This is a genomic window from Tannerella serpentiformis, from assembly GCF_003033925.1.
Taxonomy (GTDB): Bacteria; Bacteroidota; Bacteroidia; order Bacteroidales; family Tannerellaceae; genus Tannerella; species Tannerella serpentiformis.
This window is the reverse complement of record NZ_CP028365.1, coordinates 1,050,285-1,070,379: the sequence shown is the minus strand read 5'-3', so window position 1 is coordinate 1,070,379 and position 20,095 is coordinate 1,050,285. Positions and strand designations below refer to the sequence as shown.

Here is a 20,095-nt window from a genome sequence, read left to right as displayed (position 1 = left end):
ATATGGCGTACGGGATGATGTGATATGATTGTGTTTGTATTTACATGTGTGCACAGAATGCCGTAAATCATATTTTCATATAAAAGTCCATGCACGATCTATTTATACATAATGTGACATTCATTTGTGTGGTGGTGATGGATTGATAGCGTGTTATTCATAGGATGATGATGGCACGTAGTATTGTTTCTAATTATCTATATGAATTTGTGCGGTCAGGATCATCTCTATTTGTGAGGATGTTCTCTATGACATGATGGCACGATTTAATTTGCGTATTGTTCTTTATCATGTGCATGCACTTTGATATGATGACAATGAGGATAGACAGGATGTGGGTGGCGTGGTGAGCTGATGATTATGTTTTCATATCGTCGTGCGTGGATTTGTGTGTGGATACTTGATGATGATATCTTCCTGATGTCACGAAGAAGCGTAAAGCCATCCTTCCTTATGCTTGTGGAGGCAGGAAGAAGTTGAAAAATGACGGAGAGGTCGAAAGCCGGGGGCGAAAGGCTGACCGAAACCTCGCGGAGGAGATTTCCGGCTTATTTTTGCGCCGATCATCCGAAAAGGGTAAGAAATGGACGAGTATTCAGACGGAAATTATTACACGGATCAGCCGCTACCGCAAGAAACGGTGCCGGAAAACGCGTTGACCGAAGAGGAATCAAAAAAGCGGGCCGCGATTTTGGAGGAGGTGCAGCAGGAGGTGGGGCGAATGCTGGGGAGCGTGTCGTGGACTCCGGGACTCGAGATGCCCAGTCTGGAGGATGTGAATAAGGCGCCGGAGAAGATCCTTGAGCTGTGGCGAATCTGCCGACGGACACAGTGGTCACCGACGCGTAACCGCGATTTCTACAGCCAAGCCATCTACGCTTCCGATTGCGAAGACAACGTGTCGAGGATCGAGCTCTTTTTCGCTTACAACCCTGTTTACCAAGATATGAACTTGGCGCAGATGCGCAGCTATTTCACGCTACGGGCGGGGTGGCGCCGCGGCGAATACCCCCAGAATATTTCGATATCGTACGTCTATGTCTACGTCTACGAGCTGCTGATGCAGGTGGGTACATGGCTGCCGGACGATGGGCTGAAGAAGCTCGAACAGATCCGCGACAATTATGGCCCGTTGGACGCGAAACTGCTGCGGAATATGAAGGAATGGCTGAAGGATTACGTCACGTTTTACGGGATGATCGACATGGCGGAGACGTATTTCGCTGAGGAGCAAGCGGAGGACGTGGCGGTGGAAGTGCTGGAGAATCTGGATGACTCGGACGACGTGGAGCTGTTTGAGGCCGTGGCGCCGCTCTCGGCGTATCACATCAAGGACTCACGACTCTACAAGCGGCACGAGGAGCTGGTGACAACGATCGGGGGGCGCATTATCCGGAAGGCGGCGCCGATCCTCGAGGAGCGCTATGGGCAGTCGATCCGCCGTGTGCTGGTGGGCCTGCGGAAGTATCTGCCCAGGCCGATGTTCTACTCGGCTGTCTTCTATCGTCGCTACCCTTATCGCAAGCGCTATTATCCGTTCACGGAGAACCGCTATTTCACTTGCATCAAGGGATCATGGACGAAGGAGACGTTTTGCAACGCGCTGGATGGCGAGAGGCGAGGCGAGGTGCTCGGGCGGCTGATGCAAGAGATGGATCGGCAGCTGCGAGCAAGGATGAAGGGGGAGGGCAAGCTCACGAAGCGCATCAACGACCGGACGCTGGAGGCGGTGGTCGAAAGGGAGGTGGAGCGTTACTGGGCCGAACAGCAGGAGGCTGAGCGGCAGGCTAAGCTCGACGCGGTGAAGGTGGATCGTTCGCGGTTTGACCGGATACGCAGCGATGCCGACGTGGTCCGTGAGGCGCTATTGACGGACGATGATCGCGCGGAGACGGCGGTGACGCATACGCCGTCGCCTGAACCGATCCCTCAGCCGTCGCCTGAACCGGAGCCTGCGGCAGTGTCCGCCTTTACCGATCAAGAGCGACGCTTCCTGCATCTGCTGATTGAGGGGGGCGACTGGGCGGGTTATCTGCGCGACATCCGTGTGCCTATGGGCGTGATGGTGGATGGGATTAACGAGAAAATGATGGAGGCGGTGCAGGACGTCGTCATTGCCGACCGTGGAAACGGGCCGGAGGTGATCGACGATTATCTGGACGACTTGGTTCGCAGGATATGAGAAGCCCGCACTTCTTACCTATTATATTATGGGCACAGGCAAGACGGCCCCGAAGGACTGCTTGCTATGACCACGAGCTACCTATTTTACGGGGACAGGCAAGACGGCCCCGAAGGGCTGCTTGCTATGACCACGAGCACTTCTAACTCTAACTACTTACATGAATATGGATAACAAACCGACGAAGATTCCGCGGCGCATAGCGCAGACGGTTGTGAACTCACTCAAGGGAGGCGTGGTGCCTCGCGTGGGACTGCCCTACATCACGGTGGGGCGAAGGCAAGAGATCGAGGCGCTGCTCCGCGATGTAGATATTGTCAGCGAGGGCGGCGCAGCGTTCCGCTTCATCGCGGGGAACTATGGCAGCGGGAAGTCCTTCCTGCTGCAGACGATGCGCAACTATGTGATGGACCGAAATTTTGTGGTGATGGACGCCGACCTCTCGCCTGAGCGACGCCTTTATGGCAATCAGGGACAGGGCTTGGCAACGTATCGCGAACTGATCAAGAACCTCAGCATAAAGACGCAGCCCGAGGGTGGAGCGCTGGCCAATGTGCTTGATCGATGGATCAGCACGGTGCAGATGCAGACGGCTGAAACGGCGGGCTGCAGCACGGATAGCCCGGAGTTTGCGGAGCGTGTAGAGCAACAGATCTTCGCTGTGGTGCGCACGATGCACGACTTGGTGCACGGCTTCGACTTTGCCCGTCTGCTCAGCCTTTACTATCGTGCCTTTGCCGAGGGTGACGACGAGCTGAAGGGGAAGGTGTTGAACTGGTTCCGCGGAGAATACGCCAATAAGTCCGAGGCGCGCGCCGATCTGGGTGTGAACGTGGCCATCACGGACGACAACTGGTACGACTACCTCAAGCTCTTCGCCTTCTTCTTCCACAGCGCGGGTTACAGCGGCCTGATCATCCTCGTGGATGAGCTGGTGAACCTCTACAAGATCCCCAACAGCATAGCCCGCCAGTACAACTACGAGAAGCTGCTGGCTATGTACAACGATGCCCTGCAAGGCAAAGCGCGATACATCGGCACACTGATGAGTGGCACCCCGCAGAGCATCGCTGATCCTCGCCGCGGGCTATACAGCTACGAGGCGCTCCGGTCGCGTCTACAAGAGGGCAAATTCACGCGTGAACAGGGCGTGTCGGATCTCCTTGCGCCCGTCATCAAGCTGCGGCCGCTGACGGCGGAAGAGATGACTGTGCTCACGGAGAAGATCGCCCTCATTCACGCCGGATTGTACGAGTATGAGCCGCGGCTCACGGACGACGATCTCGTGGCCTTCATTCGCACCGAGTACGCCCGCATTGGCGCTGATACGCACATCACGCCCCGTGAAGTGATCCGCGACTTTATCGAGTTGCTCGATTTGCTCTTTACGCATGCCGACTTGACGCTGGACAGTCTTCTACAGTCCGAGACTTTCAACTATGCCAAACCCGAGCTGGAGGAGAAGGACATCGACGCCGAATTTGCCGAGTTTACCCTGTAACGTATGGACGTCTACGCTCGCTATTCCCCAGCCATTCGCGACTACATCTACCGCAGCGGCTGGGACACGCTCCGCGCCGTACAGTCGGCTGCTGGTGACGTGCTCTTTGGCACCGACGCCCACCTGTTGCTCTGCGCTTCCACCGCCTCCGGTAAGACGGAGGCAGCCCTCTTCCCCATCATCACGCTCATGCAAGAGCAGCCTCCGACCTCCATCGGTTGCCTTTACATCGCGCCGCTCAAGGCCCTCATCAACGACCAATTCTTGCGCCTCAACGACGTCTGTGCCGAATGCAACATCCCGGTCTGGCATTGGCATGGCGACGTCTCCGACCGAGAGAAGAAGCGACTCATGCGCCGCCCATCGGGCATCCTTCAGATTACGCCCGAATCGCTCGAGGCCATGCTTTTCAACCGCCACGCACACGTGGCCTCCCTCTTTGGCGATCTGCGCTTCATCGTCATCGATGAGATCCACGCCTTCCTGCGTGGCGATCGTGGTGGGCAGGCGCTCTGTCTCATCGAGCGACTCTCGCGTGCGGCTGGGGTCAACCCGCGGCGCGTCGGACTGTCGGCCACGGTGGGCGATCCCGATTCAGTCGGGGAGTTCCTTGCCGCAGGCACGAAACGGCGCACCATCATTCCCCGCATACAGAGCACGCCGATCAAGTGGCGCCTATCCATGCAGCACTTCTTCAATAACGGTCCGCAGGCGACCGATACGGATCAGTCGACGGCCGATTCTGCGCCGAAGCCTGCGGTAGAAGTGTCGGACAGCACGGCTGACCTGCTCCCCGTTGACGAACAGCCCACGGACACAGCGCCCGTGGTGGCCGACCCCGGACTGGCCTACATCTTTGAGCATACGCGCGGTCGCAAGTGCCTCATCTTTTCCAACTCCCGCGAGGAGTGTGAGACGGTCACGGCCACACTGCGCCGCTATTGCGAGGCGCGTCACGAGCCCGATCGCTTCCTGATCCACCACGGCAACCTCTCTTATTCCATCCGTCGCCAGGCCGAAGAGCGCATGCGACAATCGGAGGCGGCGCTGACGGTCTGCACCACGTCTACGCTGGAGTTAGGCATTGACATCGGTCGGCTTGAACGCGCTTTCCAGATCGATGCTCCCGCCACCGTTTCTTCCTTCCTCCAGCGCATGGGGCGTACGGGTCGCAGGGGAGCACCAGCCGAAATGTGGTTCGTCATGCGGGAGAATCACACGGAGCCGCGCGCTCTGCTCCCGGAGACGATACCTTGGGAGTTGCTCCAAGGCATTGCTGTGGTGCAGCTCTATCTGGAGGATCGCTGGGTCGAGGCGCCGCACAAACGCCGATTGCCCTACAGTCTGCTCTATCATCAGACGATGGCCACGCTGGCGTCTGGTGGCGAGATGTTGCCGCCCGAGCTGGCTGCGCGTGTCTTGACGCTGCCGCCCTTTCGCAATGTTTCGCAGGACGACTTCCGCACCCTGCTCCTCCACCTGCTCGAGATCGACCACATCCAGCGCACCGACCGCGGTGGACTCCTTATCGGTTTGGCTGGCGAGCGTGTCGTCAACGACTATAAGTTCTACGCCGTCTTTCGTGAGAATGAGGAATACACCGTCCGCTGCGATTCCGAGGAGCTTGGTACCATCGTCAAGCCGCCGCCCGTGATGAGCAAGATTGCCATCGCCGGACACGTCTGGGAGGTGGAGGAGGTGGACTATAAGCACCACATCGTCTATTGCCATCGTGTCGGCGGCGTCGTTCACGCCTACTTTGGCGAGGAACCGGGCGACATCGACAACCGGGTGCTCGAGCGCATGCGCCTCCTGCTTCTCCAGACGGATAGCTACGCTTACCTCCTGCCCAACGCTGTCGCTCGTTTGGCCGACACCCGTCGCTTGGCTGCCCGCGCTGGCCTTGGCCTCCGTCCGCTCGTCCCGCTCGGTGGCGATATGTACAGCCTCACCCCTTGGCTTGGCAGCTACGCCTTCCTGGCTCTCGAGCGCTTCCTCCGCCTGCGTTGTGCCACGCACCTTGGCCTGTCGAAAGACTTCGACTCCTTCCGGCCGTACTACATGCGCTTCACCATGCAAGTCCCCTCGGCGGACTTCTATCGTATCCTGCGCGAAGAGATCGCCCGTCCGCTCGACCCGATGGATCTCCTTTACCCCAACGAGATACCCATCTTCGACAAGTACGACGAGACACTCCCCGCCTCGCTCACCCGCAAAGGCTTTGCCTACGGTGTCCTCGACGTCGACACCATGAAACAGTGGATCATGGTGCTACCTGATTAATGGCCAATGATCTCCCTGCTCCCCCCACGGATAGGGGCGAAATACAAAGCGGGCGGACACCGATGTGTCCGCCCGCTTTCATTTTGGCGCCTTAGGGTCGCATGTGAAGCGTGATGCCTCTTATGCGTGCTCGCTCACTCCAACGCCTGCTCTAAGACGGCCTTCACCTCGTCGGGGAAGATGCCGCCTTCGTGCACCTTGCGGCCGTCGATGTAGAACGTCGGCACGTAGTAGTAATCGTACTTGTCGGCCACCTCAGGCTGCTTCGACTCCTCGATCATTTCGATCTCGATGTCCTTATACCGATCCTGCTTCTTCAGCTCATCGATCGCCGCCCGCGCCTTCTTGCAGAACGGGCAATTCTCCAGATAAAACAATGTGATACGTTTCATTTCTCTATGATTTGAATGATGTTTGAATAACTATGGCCGGGCGCTCATGCCCGACTTGATTTTCCCCGGCCCCGGTGGGGCCTTGATTTTCTTTTGGCCGACCTTTCTTTCATCAAGGAAAGAAAAGTCGGGGAAGGGAGACTCCTATCTCCGTCCCCCGATCGTTAGTCGCCCCACAAGCCGATCGTAGCGACCCATTGCTGGGCGGTAGAAGACGGAGACGGTGTACTCGTTTTCCGTCTCAAACAGGCTCTCGTCCCCCGCCGGCATCCGACCGCGCCGCTCGCCGTTTGGCACGAACACGTAGCCATAATTGTAATACCCCTGCTTGAGCATCAGCGCCACCTCGTAGCAGCTCGAAGCCTCGTTGTACTGCATCCGACTGCGCTCATCGAAGACGTTCTGCGTCAGGTCGCCCATGACGTAGACCTCCCCGCCTGGGAGGCGCTCCGAGACGTACGAAAAGTGTACCAAGCCATAATCAGCCTCTCGCGCCGGCTCTCCGCAGCCGTTGCACGCCGTGAAGTAGCGCCCGTTCTGATCCTCGTCGTAGACGTACGCCCGCCGCGGCCCGTCTGGCCGCAGATCTACGTGGTAATACGGGTTGTGGAAGCCGATCCGCTCCACGCCCATCCCCGCGTGGCGGTAGGTCAGGCACTCGAACCGCCGATATTCGTTTCCGGCCTCGAAGATCAGTCGCCGGTCGTGTTCGTAGCCCAACCTCGTGCCTCCGATGGAGGTCGGTTGGAGGTCGCCCACCCGTGTGTCCGGCCGCCGATTTTGCTCTACAAACACCTTCAGCTCCCGCTGCGGAAAGTTCACCGTCAGCGCCTTCGTGTCCACTGCGAAGTTCACCTGCTGCACACCCCGGTTCAGCGCCACGTCCGTATTTGCCGTTGCCTCGCCGCTGATCCCCACCAGCCCTTCGCCCACGTTGAAACGCGCCGTCAGCAGCACCTCATTGCGCCGCCCCTCGGGGTAGATCTCCACCGCATACACCCCCGACACCTTCAGCCGCACCTGCTCGTTAGGTAGCCTCAGGCGGTAATTCATGTACGGCACGGTGGTGTTGAACGAAGGCGATGCGTCGTCCACCTCCATCCCGTCGAAGCCATCCATATACTCCATCGGCACCAGCGCTGACCGTCGGCCGTCCGCGTCGCAATGCACCACCGAATAGGCCAGCCGCTCGCCCGGCTCCGGGTTCAGCATGTCAAACGTCACCTCGATCTGCCGCTCTCCGCCCAGCTCCACATAGGGCTCCGACAGCCGTTCCCCAGCCACTCGCACCTCGAGCGCCCCCACACGGTTCGACCGCACGGCCGTCTCATATATCTGTCCTTTTGCCGCCATCGCACACACGATCATCGCAGCCGTAATCCATCTTTTCATCTGTCATCGTTTGGAATCGGCGCCAAAGATAACCTCCGTCGCAGACGGCTTCTGCCTCTTCGATACGTGAGTTCGACGAAGGCATGAGGCGTCTTGCCCCTGGAGAAGGTCTTTGCAGAACTTCTGCAAACGTCAAAATGGAGAAAATGACTTTTGCAGGACTTCTGCAAACACCAAAAAGGAGAAAATGGCCTTTGCAGAACTTCTGCAAACGTCAAAATGGAGAAAATGGCTTTTGCAGGACTTCTGCAAACGCCAAAAAGGAGAAAATGGCCTTTGCAGAACTTCTGCAAACGTCAAAATGGAGAAAATGGCCTTTGCAGAACTTCTGCAAGCGTCAAAATGGAGAAAATGGCCTTTGCAGGACTTCTGCAAGCGTCAAAATGGAGAAAATGGCCTTTGCAGGACTTCTGCAAGCGTTTCCAAAAGCGTTTTGGCCCTCGCGTAGCCTCCGTAGAGGCTCTCTGCTGACTGTATGCTTACATCGAACTCACATTAAGAGTAAGAAGTGTGCAGAGCTAGCACTTTTCTGCTTCTTTTGCGTGGACAGAAAACAGATGGTTTGACCGATAAACACAAGAAAGAAAATGGCAAAGATTTTAGTGGCATTCGACACGGTAAGCGAAGGCTTCGAAGCGCTTACCTCTGAACATGAAGTGATTTTTCCGCCTCGTGGGCGCGACTTTACGCAGGCCGAGATCGCCGAACGCATTGGCGATTGCGATGTGCTCTGCTCCGTTTTTGACATCCCCGTCGGCCGTGACCTGATCGACTGCGGCCATTCGCTCAAGCTGATTGCGAACTACGCCGTGGGCTACAACAACATCGACACGGCCTATGCGGCCGAGAAGGGGATCGTGGTGACGAACACGCCGCGGTCGGTGATCGAACCAACGGCTGACTTGGCGCTGGCGCTGCTGCTGAGCTGCTCGCGGCGCATCGCGGAGTGGGATCGCGCCTTCCGCCGTGATCGCGATGCGATCGAGCACGGACGACTCTGCCGACTCGGCGTCAACCTCTACGGTAAAACGCTCGGCATCCTGGGCTATGGCAATATCGGTGCGGCGGTGGCGCGGCGTTGTCAGGCCTTCGGCATGACGGTGCTCTACAACAAACGCACCCGCTACGGTGAGGCGGAGGAGCGTGAACGGGGCATCACGTATGCGGAGAAAGACGAGGTGATCCGTCGCGCCGATGTGCTGTCGCTTCACACGCCGCTGACGCCCGAGACGCGTCACCTGATTGGCGCCCGCGAGCTGGCGATGATGAAGCCTACGGCGATCCTAATCAATACGGCGCGTGGAGCTGTGGTGGACGAGCCGGCGTTAGTGGCAGCGCTCAAGGATGGGCGGATAGCCGCCGCAGGTCTCGATGTGTTCGAGCAGAACGACGTGCCCTCGCCCGAGCTTTTCGAGCTGGAGAACGTCTCGCTCACGCCGCACATTGGCACGCAGACGTACGACTCGCGCGTGGAGATGGTGCATGAGCTGTGTAACAACGTCATCGGCTTCCTACGCGGGGATCGGAAGATTGATCGCGTGAACTGATCTCTTTGGGAGCGTTCATCAAACGCCGGCTGCTTTCCGCTTGAGAAGGGGAGGGCAGCCGGCGTTGTGTTGGGTGGGGGCTACCGAAAACGGATCTCTCGGATGACGTCGGTACCCACCCGCTCGTTGAGGGCATGGACGAGGCGGTCGCGCCACATCATCAGTTCGCTGCGTAGGACGGCGGAGTCGAGCACAACGTGCAGCGTGGCGCCTCGCACGTAGACTTCGCGCGTAGCCTGTGCCACGCCCGGGCCAAGCACTTCTCGCCAGGCATGGATGATGCGTACCTCATCCAATCGACGACCGATCTCGGGATTTTGGGTAAAAAATTCACGGAGAATATCGCCGATGGATTGGGCGTTGACGCGTTTCATCGGCCTTCCTCCATGGCGGTCACCATTCCAACGTCGACGTGGAACATGGCGTATTCCTTACGGATAGACTCGAGGATGCTGTCTAAGTATTTGCGGTTGGTGTCGGTGATGAAGATCTGCCCGAATCGCTCCTCGCCAACAAGCCGGACGATGTGTTCCACACGCGTGGCATCCAGCTTGTCGAATATATCGTCGAGCAGTAAAATCGGTAGCGTGGTGTTCTTGGCCGAGAGGAAGGAGTATTGCGCGAGCTTGAGCGCCACGAGGCACGTCTTGTTCTGTCCCTGTGAACCGAGGTGACGGATGGGCAGGCCGTCGAGCGTCATCTCCAGATCGTCCTTGTGGACACCCGTCGTGGTATAGCCTACCTCACGCCGCTCACGCTCGCGGTGGCGTGCCAGCTCCGCCTCCAAATCGACCGTCTGCAACTGCGAGATGTAGCGCAGCCCCACGGCCTCGTCGTCCCGCCCGATGGCGCGATAGTACTCGTCGAAGAAGGGGAGGAACTCCTCAATGAGGCGGGTGCGAGCATCAAAAATCTGTTGGCCGTGTTGCGCGAGTTGCATCTCCAGCACCTCGTAAAGGGCAGTGTCGGTGCTCTGTTCGCGGAGCATACGGTTGCGTTGTTGCAGCGCCTTGTTGTAGCGGATGAGGGCATGCATGGCAAGACCGTCATATTGCGAGAGGATCATATCCATCCACCGTCTCCGCTCGTCGCTCCCTCCGCGAATCAACTCCGCATCCGACGGCGAGATCATGACGAGCGGCAGCAGCCCGATGTGGTCCGACAACCGTGGGTAAGGCTTTTGGTTGCGTTTGAATTGCTTGCGTTGGCCGCGTGGGAGGGCGAAAAAGATGGACTCTGTGCGGTCGCCAAAGAAGTACTCACCTTGTAGGACGCAGAGATCCTCGCCTCGTCGGAGGAGTCGCTCTTCGGTGGTGTAGACGTGGCTCTTGCAGAAGGAGAGATAATAGATGGCGTCGAGCAGATTGGTCTTGCCCATACCATTATTGCCGAAGAAGCAGTTGATCTTCGGCGAGCAAACGATGTCAGCCTGCCGGATGTTCTTATAGTTCAGGACGGAGAGCTTGTTCAATATCATACGAATAAATAGGTAGGGGGAATGTGGAGGGTGCTGTGTGCGGGGGCAAAAATAAATTGGGGAGAGACCGAAGTAGGCCTTTCGGGTAAAAAATTACTTTTGCGCCTCGAATTTCAAGAAGCAAAAACGAATAGTAAACAGAAAGAAAAAAGGATCGTTATGGCGAAAAAGACAACAAACGAGGAGAAGGAAATAGAAGTAGAAGAAATCGTTTCCCGATCGGAACAGTTTATTGAAAAGCATAAGCAGAAAATCATCGCCGGAGTGTCGGCCATAGCCGTTGTGGTCGGCCTCATTTTGGCCTACCACTACCTCTATGCCAAGCCACAAGCCGAGAAGGCTAAGCTGGCCATCTTCAAGGGCGAGCAATATCTGGCCATGGACTCTTTCGCCTTGGCGCTGAACGGAAACGGTGTCGACTACGACGGTTTCGAGGCCATTATCGATCGCTTTGGTGGCACCAAGACCGGTAATCTGGCCAAGGCCTACGCCGGCATCTGCTACTACCACCTCGGTGATCCCGAAAAAGCCATTCAGCGACTCAAAGCCTACAAGGGTGACGACGCCCAAATAGCCCCCACCATCATCGGACTGATTGGCGATTGCTATGTCACCACGGGCAACACGAAGGAAGGTATCAGCTACTTCGAGAAAGCTGCCTCGAAAGCCAATAACGACCTGATCAGTCCCATCTATCTGAAGAAGGCCGGCCTCGCCTACGAGTCCCTCAAGCAATACCCCAACGCCCTGAAGGCCTACGAGACCATCCGCGACAAATACAACCAGTCGATGGAGGCAATGGACATCGATAAGTACATCACTCGCGTCAAACTCCTCTCCGAATCCAAATAAGACACCGGAAGCATGGCAACTATCTATCACAACTTGTCGGAATACGACTTCGAGACCGTCCCCGATGCCTCCGAAATGCGCTTCGGGATCGTGGCCTCAGAGTGGAATCAGAACGTCACCGAAAAACTCTTGGAAGGCGCCTGCAACACGCTGGAGCGTCATGGCGCCAAGCAGGAAAACATTCACATCGAGCGCGTGCCTGGTAGCTTTGAGCTCACTTTCGGCGCCAAGATGATGGCCCAGTCGCAGGACGTCGACGTCGTGATTGTCATCGGTTGCGTCATTCGGGGTGATACGCCGCATTTCGACTACGTCTGTTCGGGGGTGACACAGGGTGTCACTGGGCTGAACCTCGAGGGCGACATCCCCTTCATCTTCGGCATGCTTACGACCGAGAACCTCAAGCAAGCCGAAGATCGCTGTGGCGGTCGCTACGGCAATAAAGGCGATGAGGCGGCGGTGACCGCCATTAAAATGGTCGATTTCGCTCGCCGGATTTGCACGGCTCGAAAATAGATCTACCTTTGCGCCGCATTTGACAGAAAAACGGGCAGTTACCAGAGTGGCCAAATGGGGCAGACTGTAAATCTGCTGGCTTACGCCTTCGGTGGTTCGAATCCATCACTGCCCACCCCACTGGGGAATGAAAAGCTGTCGCAATGCAACCATGCGGAAGTAGCTCAGTTGATAGAGCATTAGCCTTCCAAGCTGAGGGTCGCGGGTTTGAGCCCCGTCTTCCGCTCTTTAAGTTTAATAGATTTGGGTGGCAGAGGCTTTACAAAACGATTTTGTAGAGCCTCTGTTTTTTTAGTGTCCAGATCATAGCCCGACCTTCCGCCTGAGCACAGAGCAACTACCCTCAGGCCGATCCGCACGAAATACAGCCAGAGAAAATCATCAAACAACGCCCCTCATGGATACTTCACTGCTCTCCTTCGCACTGCTCTGCTTTACATCGTTCTTCACGCTGACGAACCCGTTGGGCACCATGCCTGTCTTTCTGACCATGACGAACGGTCTGGACGAGCGTCAGCGCCGCGCTATCGTCCGTCGTGCCACCATCGTAGCCTTTATCACCGTGCTGGTCTTCACCTTTTCGGGCCAATTCCTCTTCAAATTCTTCGGTATTTCCACGAACGGCTTCCGTATAGTCGGTGGCGTGATCATCTTCAAAGTCGGGTTCGACATGCTCCAAGCGCGCTACACCTCGCTGCGCCTCAAAAAGGAGGAAATCAAGACCTACGCCAACGATATCTCCATCACGCCGCTGGCTATCCCCATACTCTGTGGCCCCGGTGCCATCGCCAACGCCATCGTGCTAATGCAAGACGCCCACACGCTCGAGATGAAAGGCGTGCTGATCGGCGTCATCGCCTTCATCTACCTCTTTGCTTACATCATCCTCGGCTTCTCCACCCACTTGGTGCGTTTTCTGGGGGAGACCGGCAACAACGTCATGATGCGACTCATGGGCCTGATACTGATGGTCATCGCTGTGGAGTGTTTCGTGGGTGGTGCCCGGCCGATCTTGGTCGAAATCTTGCGAGAAGGCCTCAGATAGCTGTGCCCAGACGCTGAGACTCTCGTTATAGATTGTCGTCGAGTCGTTTTTCTGCGGGTACACCCTCGTCCCCTCAGGGGATAGGGGCGTCATCGTGAAAAAACGCCTCGTCCCCTGAGGGGATAGGGGTGTCATCGTGAAAAAACGCCTCGTCCCCTGAGGGGGTGAGGGTGTCATCGTGAAAAAACGCCTTATCCCCTGAGGGGATAGAGGTGTCATCGTGAAAATGGCTCTCATCCCCTGAGGGGATAGGGGTGTAATCGTAAAAATGGCTCCCATCCCCTGAGGGGATAGGGGTGTCATCGTGAAAATGGCTCTCATCCCCTGAGGGGATAGGGGTGTCATCGTGAAATAACGCCTCATCCCCTGAGGGGATAAGGGTGTGATCGTGAAAATGGCTCCCATCATGCGAGGTGATGGGGGTGTATTACTTTTGCCGCGCCTTGATTTCAAGGCACATTCATGCATCAACCCATGCGCTGGTCACGGCTCAGACCCTCCGGACGCAACTTTCCCCCACAAAAACGAAACGATGACAATGAGATTTTTCCATCGATGGCAGACGATCCTGATAGGCCTCCTTACAGCCATCACCTTCAGCGCTTCCGGGCAGAACGTGCGGCTGAGCGACGCCGCTGAGATCAGCCTCCTGACCTGTTCACCCTCCGACGAGGAGGCCTACACGCTCTATGGCCACACCGCCATCCGAGTGCGTGACCCCCACCCTGCGAGCGACTCTATGCGCCCGATCGACTTCGTGTTCAACTACGGCCTTTTCGATTTCTCCAAGCCCCATTTCATCTACCGCTTTGCCCGCGGTGAGACGGATTATATGCTCGGAGGAAACGATTTTGAGCAGTTCCTGGCCGCCTACCGTGCCCGCGGCAGTGAGGTCTGCGAGCAGACGCTGGCCCTCGACTCCGCCGAGCGGCAACGCCTCCTGGATGCCCTCGTGGAGAACGCCCTGCCGGAGAATCGCACGTATCGCTACAACTTCTTCTTCGATAACTGCGCGACGCGTCCGGCCGCGATGATTGAGCGCGCCGTCAACGGATCTATCGCTTATGAGGAGCGGCGCGAGGTGGAGACGTTTCGCGACCTGATCAACGGCTGCACCCGTCGCCATCCCTGGCTCACTTTCGGCTGCGACCTCGTGGTGGGTGCTCCCGCCGATCGGCCGATGCACCTGCGCGAATCATTCTTCATTCCTGAGCGGCTGCGCGAGTCGTTCGACGGCGCATGGATCATCACGCCCGACGGGTCGAAGCGTCGCTTAGTCTCCTCCACCCGTCTGCTCTCGGAGCGTACCGCCCCGGAGATCGTGCCCGACTTTTTCACGCCGCTCGTGTGTAGCCTGCTGCTCTTCATCGTCGTGGCGCTGCTGACCCTCATCGAGGTGCGGCGCGAGGCCTCGTTCCGTTGGCTGGACTTCCTGCTCTTCTTCGTGGCGGGGATGGCCGGCTGCGTTCTGGCCTTCTTGGCCTTCTTTTCGGTTCACCCCGCCATGTGGCCCAATGTGACGCTCCTTTGGCTTCATCCGCTCCATCTCATCGGCGCCGTCTGCATGGCCGTGAAGCGGTGTAAACGCCTGAGCTATGTGTATCATTTGCTTACATTCGCCGCGCTTTTGGCGGCAGGGGTCGGATACGTCATCGTCCCGCAGCATTTCAACGCCGCCTTTTTCCCCCTGATGCTGACCCTGCTCATGCGCTCGGGAAGATATTTGACGAGAAGAAAGAAAATCCGGTTTGAATAATCAATGAGGCGAATCCTATCCTCCCTACTCACCCTACTGGCCGTCACGCAGATTCAGGCGCAACAACAGCGCGCGCCCAAGTTGGTCATCTTCATCACGGTCGATCAGTTGCGGGGCGATTACATCGAATATTTCCAACACACCTTCGGCGAGCGCGGCTTCAAGCGCCTGTTGGCTGAGGGTGCCGTCTGCCACAATGTCCGCTACGGCTTCGCCAATCTCAACCAAGCCTCCGCCTTCGCTACCCTCTTCACCGGCGCCTATCCATCGGTTCATGGCGTCACTGGCCTCAGGACCTACAGCTTCGAGATGGCCAAAGAGGTCTCCCAACTCTACGACGCCGACTATCTCGGCAACTTCACCCGCGACAATTATTCCCCCCGCAACCTGCTGGCCGCCACGATCGGCGACGAACTGAAGATTGTCTCCGGCGGACGCAGCGAGGTCTACGCCATCGCCCCCGACGCCGAAGCCGCCATCCTCTCCGCAGGTCATGCCGCCAACGGTGCTTTCTGGATCGACAACTACAACGGCCGCTGGGCCACCACGACTTATTATAAAGGGGTACCCTGGTACGTCGAGAAGTACAACAACGGCAACGAATCGCTGCCAGCCCGACTTGGCACGCGTGTCTGGCAACCCGCCCTCTCGGCTGACAAATACGACGCCCTGCCCTGCCTTTCGGGGTCGAACACTTTCCAGTACACCTTCAAGGCCAACACCGCCGGCTGCTACCCCGACCTCAAGACATCGCCCTTCGGCAACGAGGAGGTCAGCCGCCTCTTCAACCAATTCCTCGAGTACGGTGCCCTCGGCACCCGCCCCACGCCCGACTTCGTGGCGCTCACCTTTTACGCTGGCAACTACCGTGGCATTCGCTACTCCGGCAACACGCGTGAGATTCAAGACCTCTATCACCGCTTGGACAAAGAGTTAGAGCGACTCATCGATGCCGTCGAGAAGAAAGTCGGGCTGCAGTACGTGCTTTTCGTGCTCACCGGTACGGGCCACTTTACGAGCGAGGAGGTCCGCCCCGAAGGCACCCGTTGGGTCGGCGGCGAGTTCCACCCCAAGCGTTGCATGGCGCTGCTGAACATGTACCTCATGGCCATCTACGGGCAGAAGAATTGGGTGCGCGAGTTCTACAACAATCAAGTCTACCTCAACCGCAAAGCGATCGAGGAAGCCAAGATCGACCTGGGCGAAATACAAGCACGAGCCGCCACTTTCCTGCAGGAGTTCAGTGGCGTGGAGCGCGTTACGACCGACATGACGCTGCGCTCCGGTGTGTGGAACGAGAACGTGATTGATCTCAGTCGCGGCACCTATCACGGCCGTCGCGGCGACCTCATACTGGCGCTCAGCCCCGGCTGGACGGTCGTCAACGACGATAACGCGAAAGATCGCCCCAAGGTCGTCCGCAATCAGGCCGTACCCACGCCGGTCATCTTCTTCGGCAACGGTATTAAGCCGCAACACATCTACCGCGAAGTCGAGGCCGTCGAGATCGCGCCGACTGTCACGCATGTCATGCGCATCCGATCGCCCAACGCGGGCGACGCTCTTCCGATACCGGAGATCCGGTAAGCGGAAGCGCCCTCACAACTCAAAGCGAACAGTCCGCCACCCCCGAAAGGGTGGCACCTTTTTTGCCACACCGTGGCACTTTCCCCCTCCCCCCAATACGTTTATACAAATAGTCAACACATCATACACTCATGGGATTTAATGAGATACTCACTAAGCTGTTCGGCAATAAGTCGCAGCGAGATTTGAAAGAAATAACCCCCTACGTCGACCGCGTGAAGGCCGCCTATCCGGCTATTCAGAAGCTGACCGACGACGAGCTGCGCACCAAGACGGCCGAGATCCGCCAACACATTCAGGACTACGTGGCCGAAGACAAAAAGCGCATCGCTGACCTCCGCCAAGGCATCGACGAGAAGGAGCTTGAAGAGCGCGAGGCCATCTGGGCTGAGGTCGACGAGATCGAGAAGAAGATCGCCGACCAATACGAGAAGGTGCTCGATGAGGTGCTGCCCGACGTCTTCGCCATCGTGAAGGATACGGCACGCCGCTTCGTTGAGAAGGAAGAGATCACTGTCACCGCCACCGACTTCGACCGTGATCTGGCTACGCGTCACGACTTCGTCCGTATCGACGGCGACAAAGCCATCTACCAGAACCACTGGATGGCCGGTGGCAACGAAATCAAGTGGGACATGATCCACTACGACGTGCAGCTCTTCGGCGGCGTTGTGCTCCACAAAGGCAAGATCGCCGAGATGGCCACTGGCGAGGGTAAGACACTCGTCGCTACGCTCCCCGTCTTTCTCAATGCCCTTACCGGCGAAGGTGTGCACGTGGTCACCGTCAACGATTACCTCTCCAAACGTGACTCCGAATGGATGGGACCGCTCTACATGTTTCACGGACTCTCCGTGGATTGTATCGACAAGTACCAGCCCAATTCCGACGAGCGCCGCAAGGCTTACCTCTCGGACATCACCTTCGGCACGAACAACGAGTTCGGCTTCGACTACCTGCGCGACAACATGGCCATCAGCCCGCAAGACCTCGTGCAGCGCAAGCATAACTACGCCATCGTCGACGAGGTTGACTCCGTGCTTATCGACGACGCTCGTACGCCGCTGATCATCTCCGGTCCCGTGCCCAAAGGCGAGGAACAACTCTTCGACGAGTATCGCTCGAAGGTGGAGACCGTGGTCAATGCGCAGAAGAATCTTTGCACCAAGCTCCTCACTGAGGCCAAGCAGAAGATGAAGAGCGACGACAAGAAGGTGCAGGAGGAAGGCTCCCTGCTCCTCTTCCGTTCTTTCAAGGGACTCCCCAAGAACAAAGCCCTCATCAAGTTCCTCAGCGAGCCGGGCATCAAGACAAGCATGCTCAAGACCGAGGAGTTCTACATGCAGGACAACATGCGCAACATGCACATCGTGACCGACGAGCTCTATTTCGTGATCGACGAGAAGAACAACAGCATCGAACTTACCGACAAAGGCCTCGACCTGCTGACGGGCAACATGGAGGACCCGCAATTCTTCGTCCTGCCCGACATCGCTTCCGAGCTTTCCCAGATCAGCAACCTACCCGGCAGCGACGCTGAACGCCAAGCAAAGAAGGACGCGCTGCTCACGAACTACTCCGTCAAGAGCGAGCGTGTGCACACCATCAACCAGCTGCTGAAGGCCTACACCCTCTTCGAGAAAGACGACCAGTACGTCGTGATCGACGGACAGGTGAAGATCGTCGACGAGCAGACGGGCCGTATCATGGAGGGCCGCCGCTATTCCGACGGGCTCCATCAAGCCATCGAGGCCAAGGAACGCGTCAAGGTGGAAGCCGCCACGCAGACCTTCGCCACGATCACACTCCAGAACTACTTCCGAATGTACCACAAGCTCTCCGGTATGACCGGTACGGCCGAGACGGAGGCCGGCGAGCTTTGGAACATCTACAAGCTCGACGTGGTCGTGATCCCCACCAACAAGCCCGTCATTCGTAAGGACATGAACGACCGGATCTACAAGACGAAGCGCGAGAAGTACAACGCCGTCATCGACGAGATCGTCCGTACGCGCAACGAGGGACGGCCCTCGCTCGTGGGTACCACGTCGGTCGAGATCTCCGAGCTACTCAGTCGTATGCTCAGCATCCGCAAGATCCCGCACAGCGTGCTCAACGCTAAGCTCCACCGCCGCGAGGCAGACATCGTCGCCCAAGCTGGACAGAGCGCGCTCGGCACCACGACCATCACCGACCCCGACGGCACGGAGCGCACCGAAGAACGCATGCTCGGCACCGTCACCATCGCCACGAACATGGCCGGTCGAGGTACCGACATCAAGCTCTCTCCCGACGTGCGTAACGCCGGCGGATTGGCCATCATCGGCACCGAGCGCCACGAGAGTCGCCGCGTCGATCGCCAGCTCCGCGGACGTGCCGGTCGTCAGGGCGACCCCGGTTCGTCGGTCTTTTTCATCTCCCTCGAGGATAACCTCATGCGCCTCTTCGCCTCCGAGCGCGTCGCCAAAGCGATGGACATGTTCGGCCACAAAGAGGGCGATGTGCTCGAGGCGGGCATGCTCAACAAGTCTGTCGAGCGCGCCCAGAAGAAAGTGGAGGAAAACAACTTCGGCATCCGTAAGCGCCTCTTGGAGTACGACGACGTGATGAACTCCCAACGTAACGTCATCTACACCCGCCGCCGCCACGCCCTCATGGGCGAGCGCATCGGGCTGGACGTGATGAACACGCTCTACGACGCCACCGTGGCCCTCGTCGAGCAGGCGCGCGATGGCGGCGACTTCGACGGCTTCAAGCTGGAGCTCTTCCGCACCTTCGCCCTCGAGTGCCCCGTCACGGAAGAGACCTTCCGCGAGGCCAAGACTGAGGCTCTCACCGACCAAGTCTTCAAGGCCGTCATGGAGCAATACAAGCGCCGCATGGAGCGCATGGCGCAGGTGGCCGACCCCGTCATCCGCCAGGTCTATGAGAACCAAGGCGCCATGTACGAGAATATCATGATCCCCGTGACCGACGGCAAGCGCATGTACAACGTCTCGTGCAACCTCAAGGAGGCTTACGACACCCATTCGCGCGCCATCGTCAAGGCCTTCCAAAAGGCCGTCACGCTGCTCACCATCGACGAGGCGTGGAAGGAACACCTCCGCGACATGGACGACCTCCGCCAGTCCGTTCAGAACGCCAGCTACGAGAACAAAGACCCGCTGCTGATCTACAAACTCGAGGCTTACAACCTCTTCAAGACGATGGTCGAGACGATGAACCGCAAGACGGTCGCCATCCTCATGCGTGGCCAGATTCCCGTCCAAGAGGCACCCGACGAGGAGCGTCAGGCCGCCCCTGAAGTGCGTCAGGCCGTCCCCGAGCGCCGCACCGACATGAGCCGTTATCGCACCGAGAAGGACGACGCCGACGCGGCTCCGCGCAGCGCCGACTCGGAGGGCACACAGCCGCAGCCGCCCGCGGGTCCCGCGCCGCGTCAGCCGCAGGAGCCCGTCCGGGTGGAGAAGAAAGTGGGCCGTAACGACCCCTGCCCCTGCGGCAGCGGCAAGAAGTACAAGAACTGTCACGGCCGCGGACTCTGATTGGTAAACTTCGGAGAAGA

At 58.0% G+C, this 20,095-nt stretch carries 15 protein-coding genes and 2 tRNA genes; 13 read left to right on the top strand and 4 right to left on the bottom strand.

Annotated features, from left to right (window positions below; translation table 11 throughout):
• Positions 1–583: 583 nt before the first annotated feature.
• The 3 genes from C7123_RS04390 to C7123_RS04380 all read left to right on the top strand — a co-directional run bounded on the left by C7123_RS04390 (position 584) and on the right by C7123_RS04380 (position 5,966).
• Entirely contained in the window at positions 584–2,182 is a 1,599-nt protein-coding gene (locus C7123_RS04390; RefSeq protein WP_037998873.1) for a TerB N-terminal domain-containing protein, read from the top strand.
• A gap of 166 nt (positions 2,183–2,348) precedes the next feature.
• Positions 2,349–3,683 carry an ATP-binding protein gene (locus tag C7123_RS04385; RefSeq protein ID WP_037979415.1) on the top strand — a complete coding sequence of 445 codons (1,335 nt, stop codon included), beginning with the start codon at positions 2,349–2,351 and terminating at the stop codon, positions 3,681–3,683.
• 3 nt (positions 3,684–3,686) lie between these two features.
• A complete protein-coding gene (locus tag C7123_RS04380) occupies positions 3,687–5,966 on the top strand; it encodes a DEAD/DEAH box helicase (protein ID WP_069175906.1) in 2,280 nt (759 codons plus the stop codon).
• Positions 5,967–6,100: 134 nt separating this feature from the next.
• Here C7123_RS04380 and C7123_RS04375 read toward each other — a convergent pair whose 3' ends face one another.
• Together C7123_RS04375 and C7123_RS04370 are read right to left on the bottom strand one after the other, a co-directional pair.
• Positions 6,101–6,358 carry a glutaredoxin family protein gene (locus C7123_RS04375; protein WP_037996709.1) on the bottom strand — a complete coding sequence of 86 codons (258 nt, stop codon included), beginning with the start codon at positions 6,356–6,358 and terminating at the stop codon, positions 6,101–6,103.
• Between the two features lie 144 nt (positions 6,359–6,502).
• Positions 6,503–7,750 carry a type IX secretion system plug protein gene (locus C7123_RS04370; protein ID WP_069175905.1) on the bottom strand — a complete coding sequence of 416 codons (1,248 nt, stop codon included), beginning with the start codon at positions 7,748–7,750 and terminating at the stop codon, positions 6,503–6,505.
• 187 nt (positions 7,751–7,937) lie between these two features.
• Here C7123_RS04370 and C7123_RS04365 point away from each other — a divergent pair, with 187 nt between their 5' ends.
• Both C7123_RS04365 and C7123_RS04360 read left to right on the top strand, forming a co-directional pair.
• A complete protein-coding gene (locus tag C7123_RS04365; RefSeq protein ID WP_069175904.1) occupies positions 7,938–8,198 on the top strand; it encodes a hypothetical protein in 261 nt (86 codons plus the stop codon).
• A gap of 139 nt (positions 8,199–8,337) precedes the next feature.
• The gene (locus C7123_RS04360; protein ID WP_069175903.1) at positions 8,338–9,297 is read left to right on the top strand and encodes a 2-hydroxyacid dehydrogenase family protein; all 960 of its coding nucleotides are present in this window, start codon (positions 8,338–8,340) and stop codon (positions 9,295–9,297) included.
• Positions 9,298–9,377: 80 nt separating this feature from the next.
• Here C7123_RS04360 and C7123_RS04355 read toward each other — a convergent pair whose 3' ends face one another.
• Positions 9,378–9,671, bottom strand: coding sequence for a DUF721 domain-containing protein (locus tag C7123_RS04355; RefSeq protein ID WP_069175902.1), 294 nt, complete (start codon positions 9,669–9,671; stop codon positions 9,378–9,380).
• On the bottom strand, positions 9,668–10,774 hold the full coding sequence (gene recF, locus C7123_RS04350; RefSeq protein ID WP_069175901.1) for a DNA replication/repair protein RecF: 1,107 nt from the start codon (positions 10,772–10,774) through the stop codon (positions 9,668–9,670). Before recF ends, C7123_RS04355 begins: the two co-directional genes overlap by 4 nt.
• A gap of 159 nt (positions 10,775–10,933) precedes the next feature.
• Here recF and C7123_RS04345 point away from each other — a divergent pair, with 159 nt between their 5' ends.
• From C7123_RS04345 to secA, 8 genes are all read left to right on the top strand, one after another.
• On the top strand, positions 10,934–11,626 hold the full coding sequence (locus tag C7123_RS04345; RefSeq protein ID WP_069175900.1) for a tetratricopeptide repeat protein: 693 nt from the start codon (positions 10,934–10,936) through the stop codon (positions 11,624–11,626).
• Between the two features lie 12 nt (positions 11,627–11,638).
• Positions 11,639–12,142, top strand: a complete 504-nt coding sequence (gene ribH / locus C7123_RS04340) for a 6,7-dimethyl-8-ribityllumazine synthase (protein ID WP_037982264.1) — start codon at positions 11,639–11,641, stop codon at positions 12,140–12,142.
• A 32-nt stretch (positions 12,143–12,174) separates the two neighbouring features.
• A tRNA-Tyr gene (locus C7123_RS04335) sits at positions 12,175–12,257 on the top strand.
• A gap of 38 nt (positions 12,258–12,295) precedes the next feature.
• Positions 12,296–12,368, top strand: a tRNA-Gly gene (locus C7123_RS04330).
• A 171-nt stretch (positions 12,369–12,539) separates the two neighbouring features.
• Positions 12,540–13,187, top strand: coding sequence for a MarC family protein (locus tag C7123_RS04325; RefSeq protein WP_037998889.1), 648 nt, complete (start codon positions 12,540–12,542; stop codon positions 13,185–13,187).
• Between the two features lie 538 nt (positions 13,188–13,725).
• Entirely contained in the window at positions 13,726–14,943 is a 1,218-nt protein-coding gene (locus C7123_RS04320) for a lipoprotein N-acyltransferase Lnb domain-containing protein (RefSeq protein WP_069175899.1), read from the top strand.
• A 3-nt stretch (positions 14,944–14,946) separates the two neighbouring features.
• On the top strand, positions 14,947–16,530 hold the full coding sequence (locus C7123_RS04315; protein WP_069175898.1) for an alkaline phosphatase family protein: 1,584 nt from the start codon (positions 14,947–14,949) through the stop codon (positions 16,528–16,530).
• A gap of 131 nt (positions 16,531–16,661) precedes the next feature.
• Positions 16,662–20,075, top strand: coding sequence for a preprotein translocase subunit SecA (gene secA, locus C7123_RS04310; protein WP_069175897.1), 3,414 nt, complete (start codon positions 16,662–16,664; stop codon positions 20,073–20,075).
• The last annotated feature ends 20 nt before the right edge of the window (positions 20,076–20,095 follow it).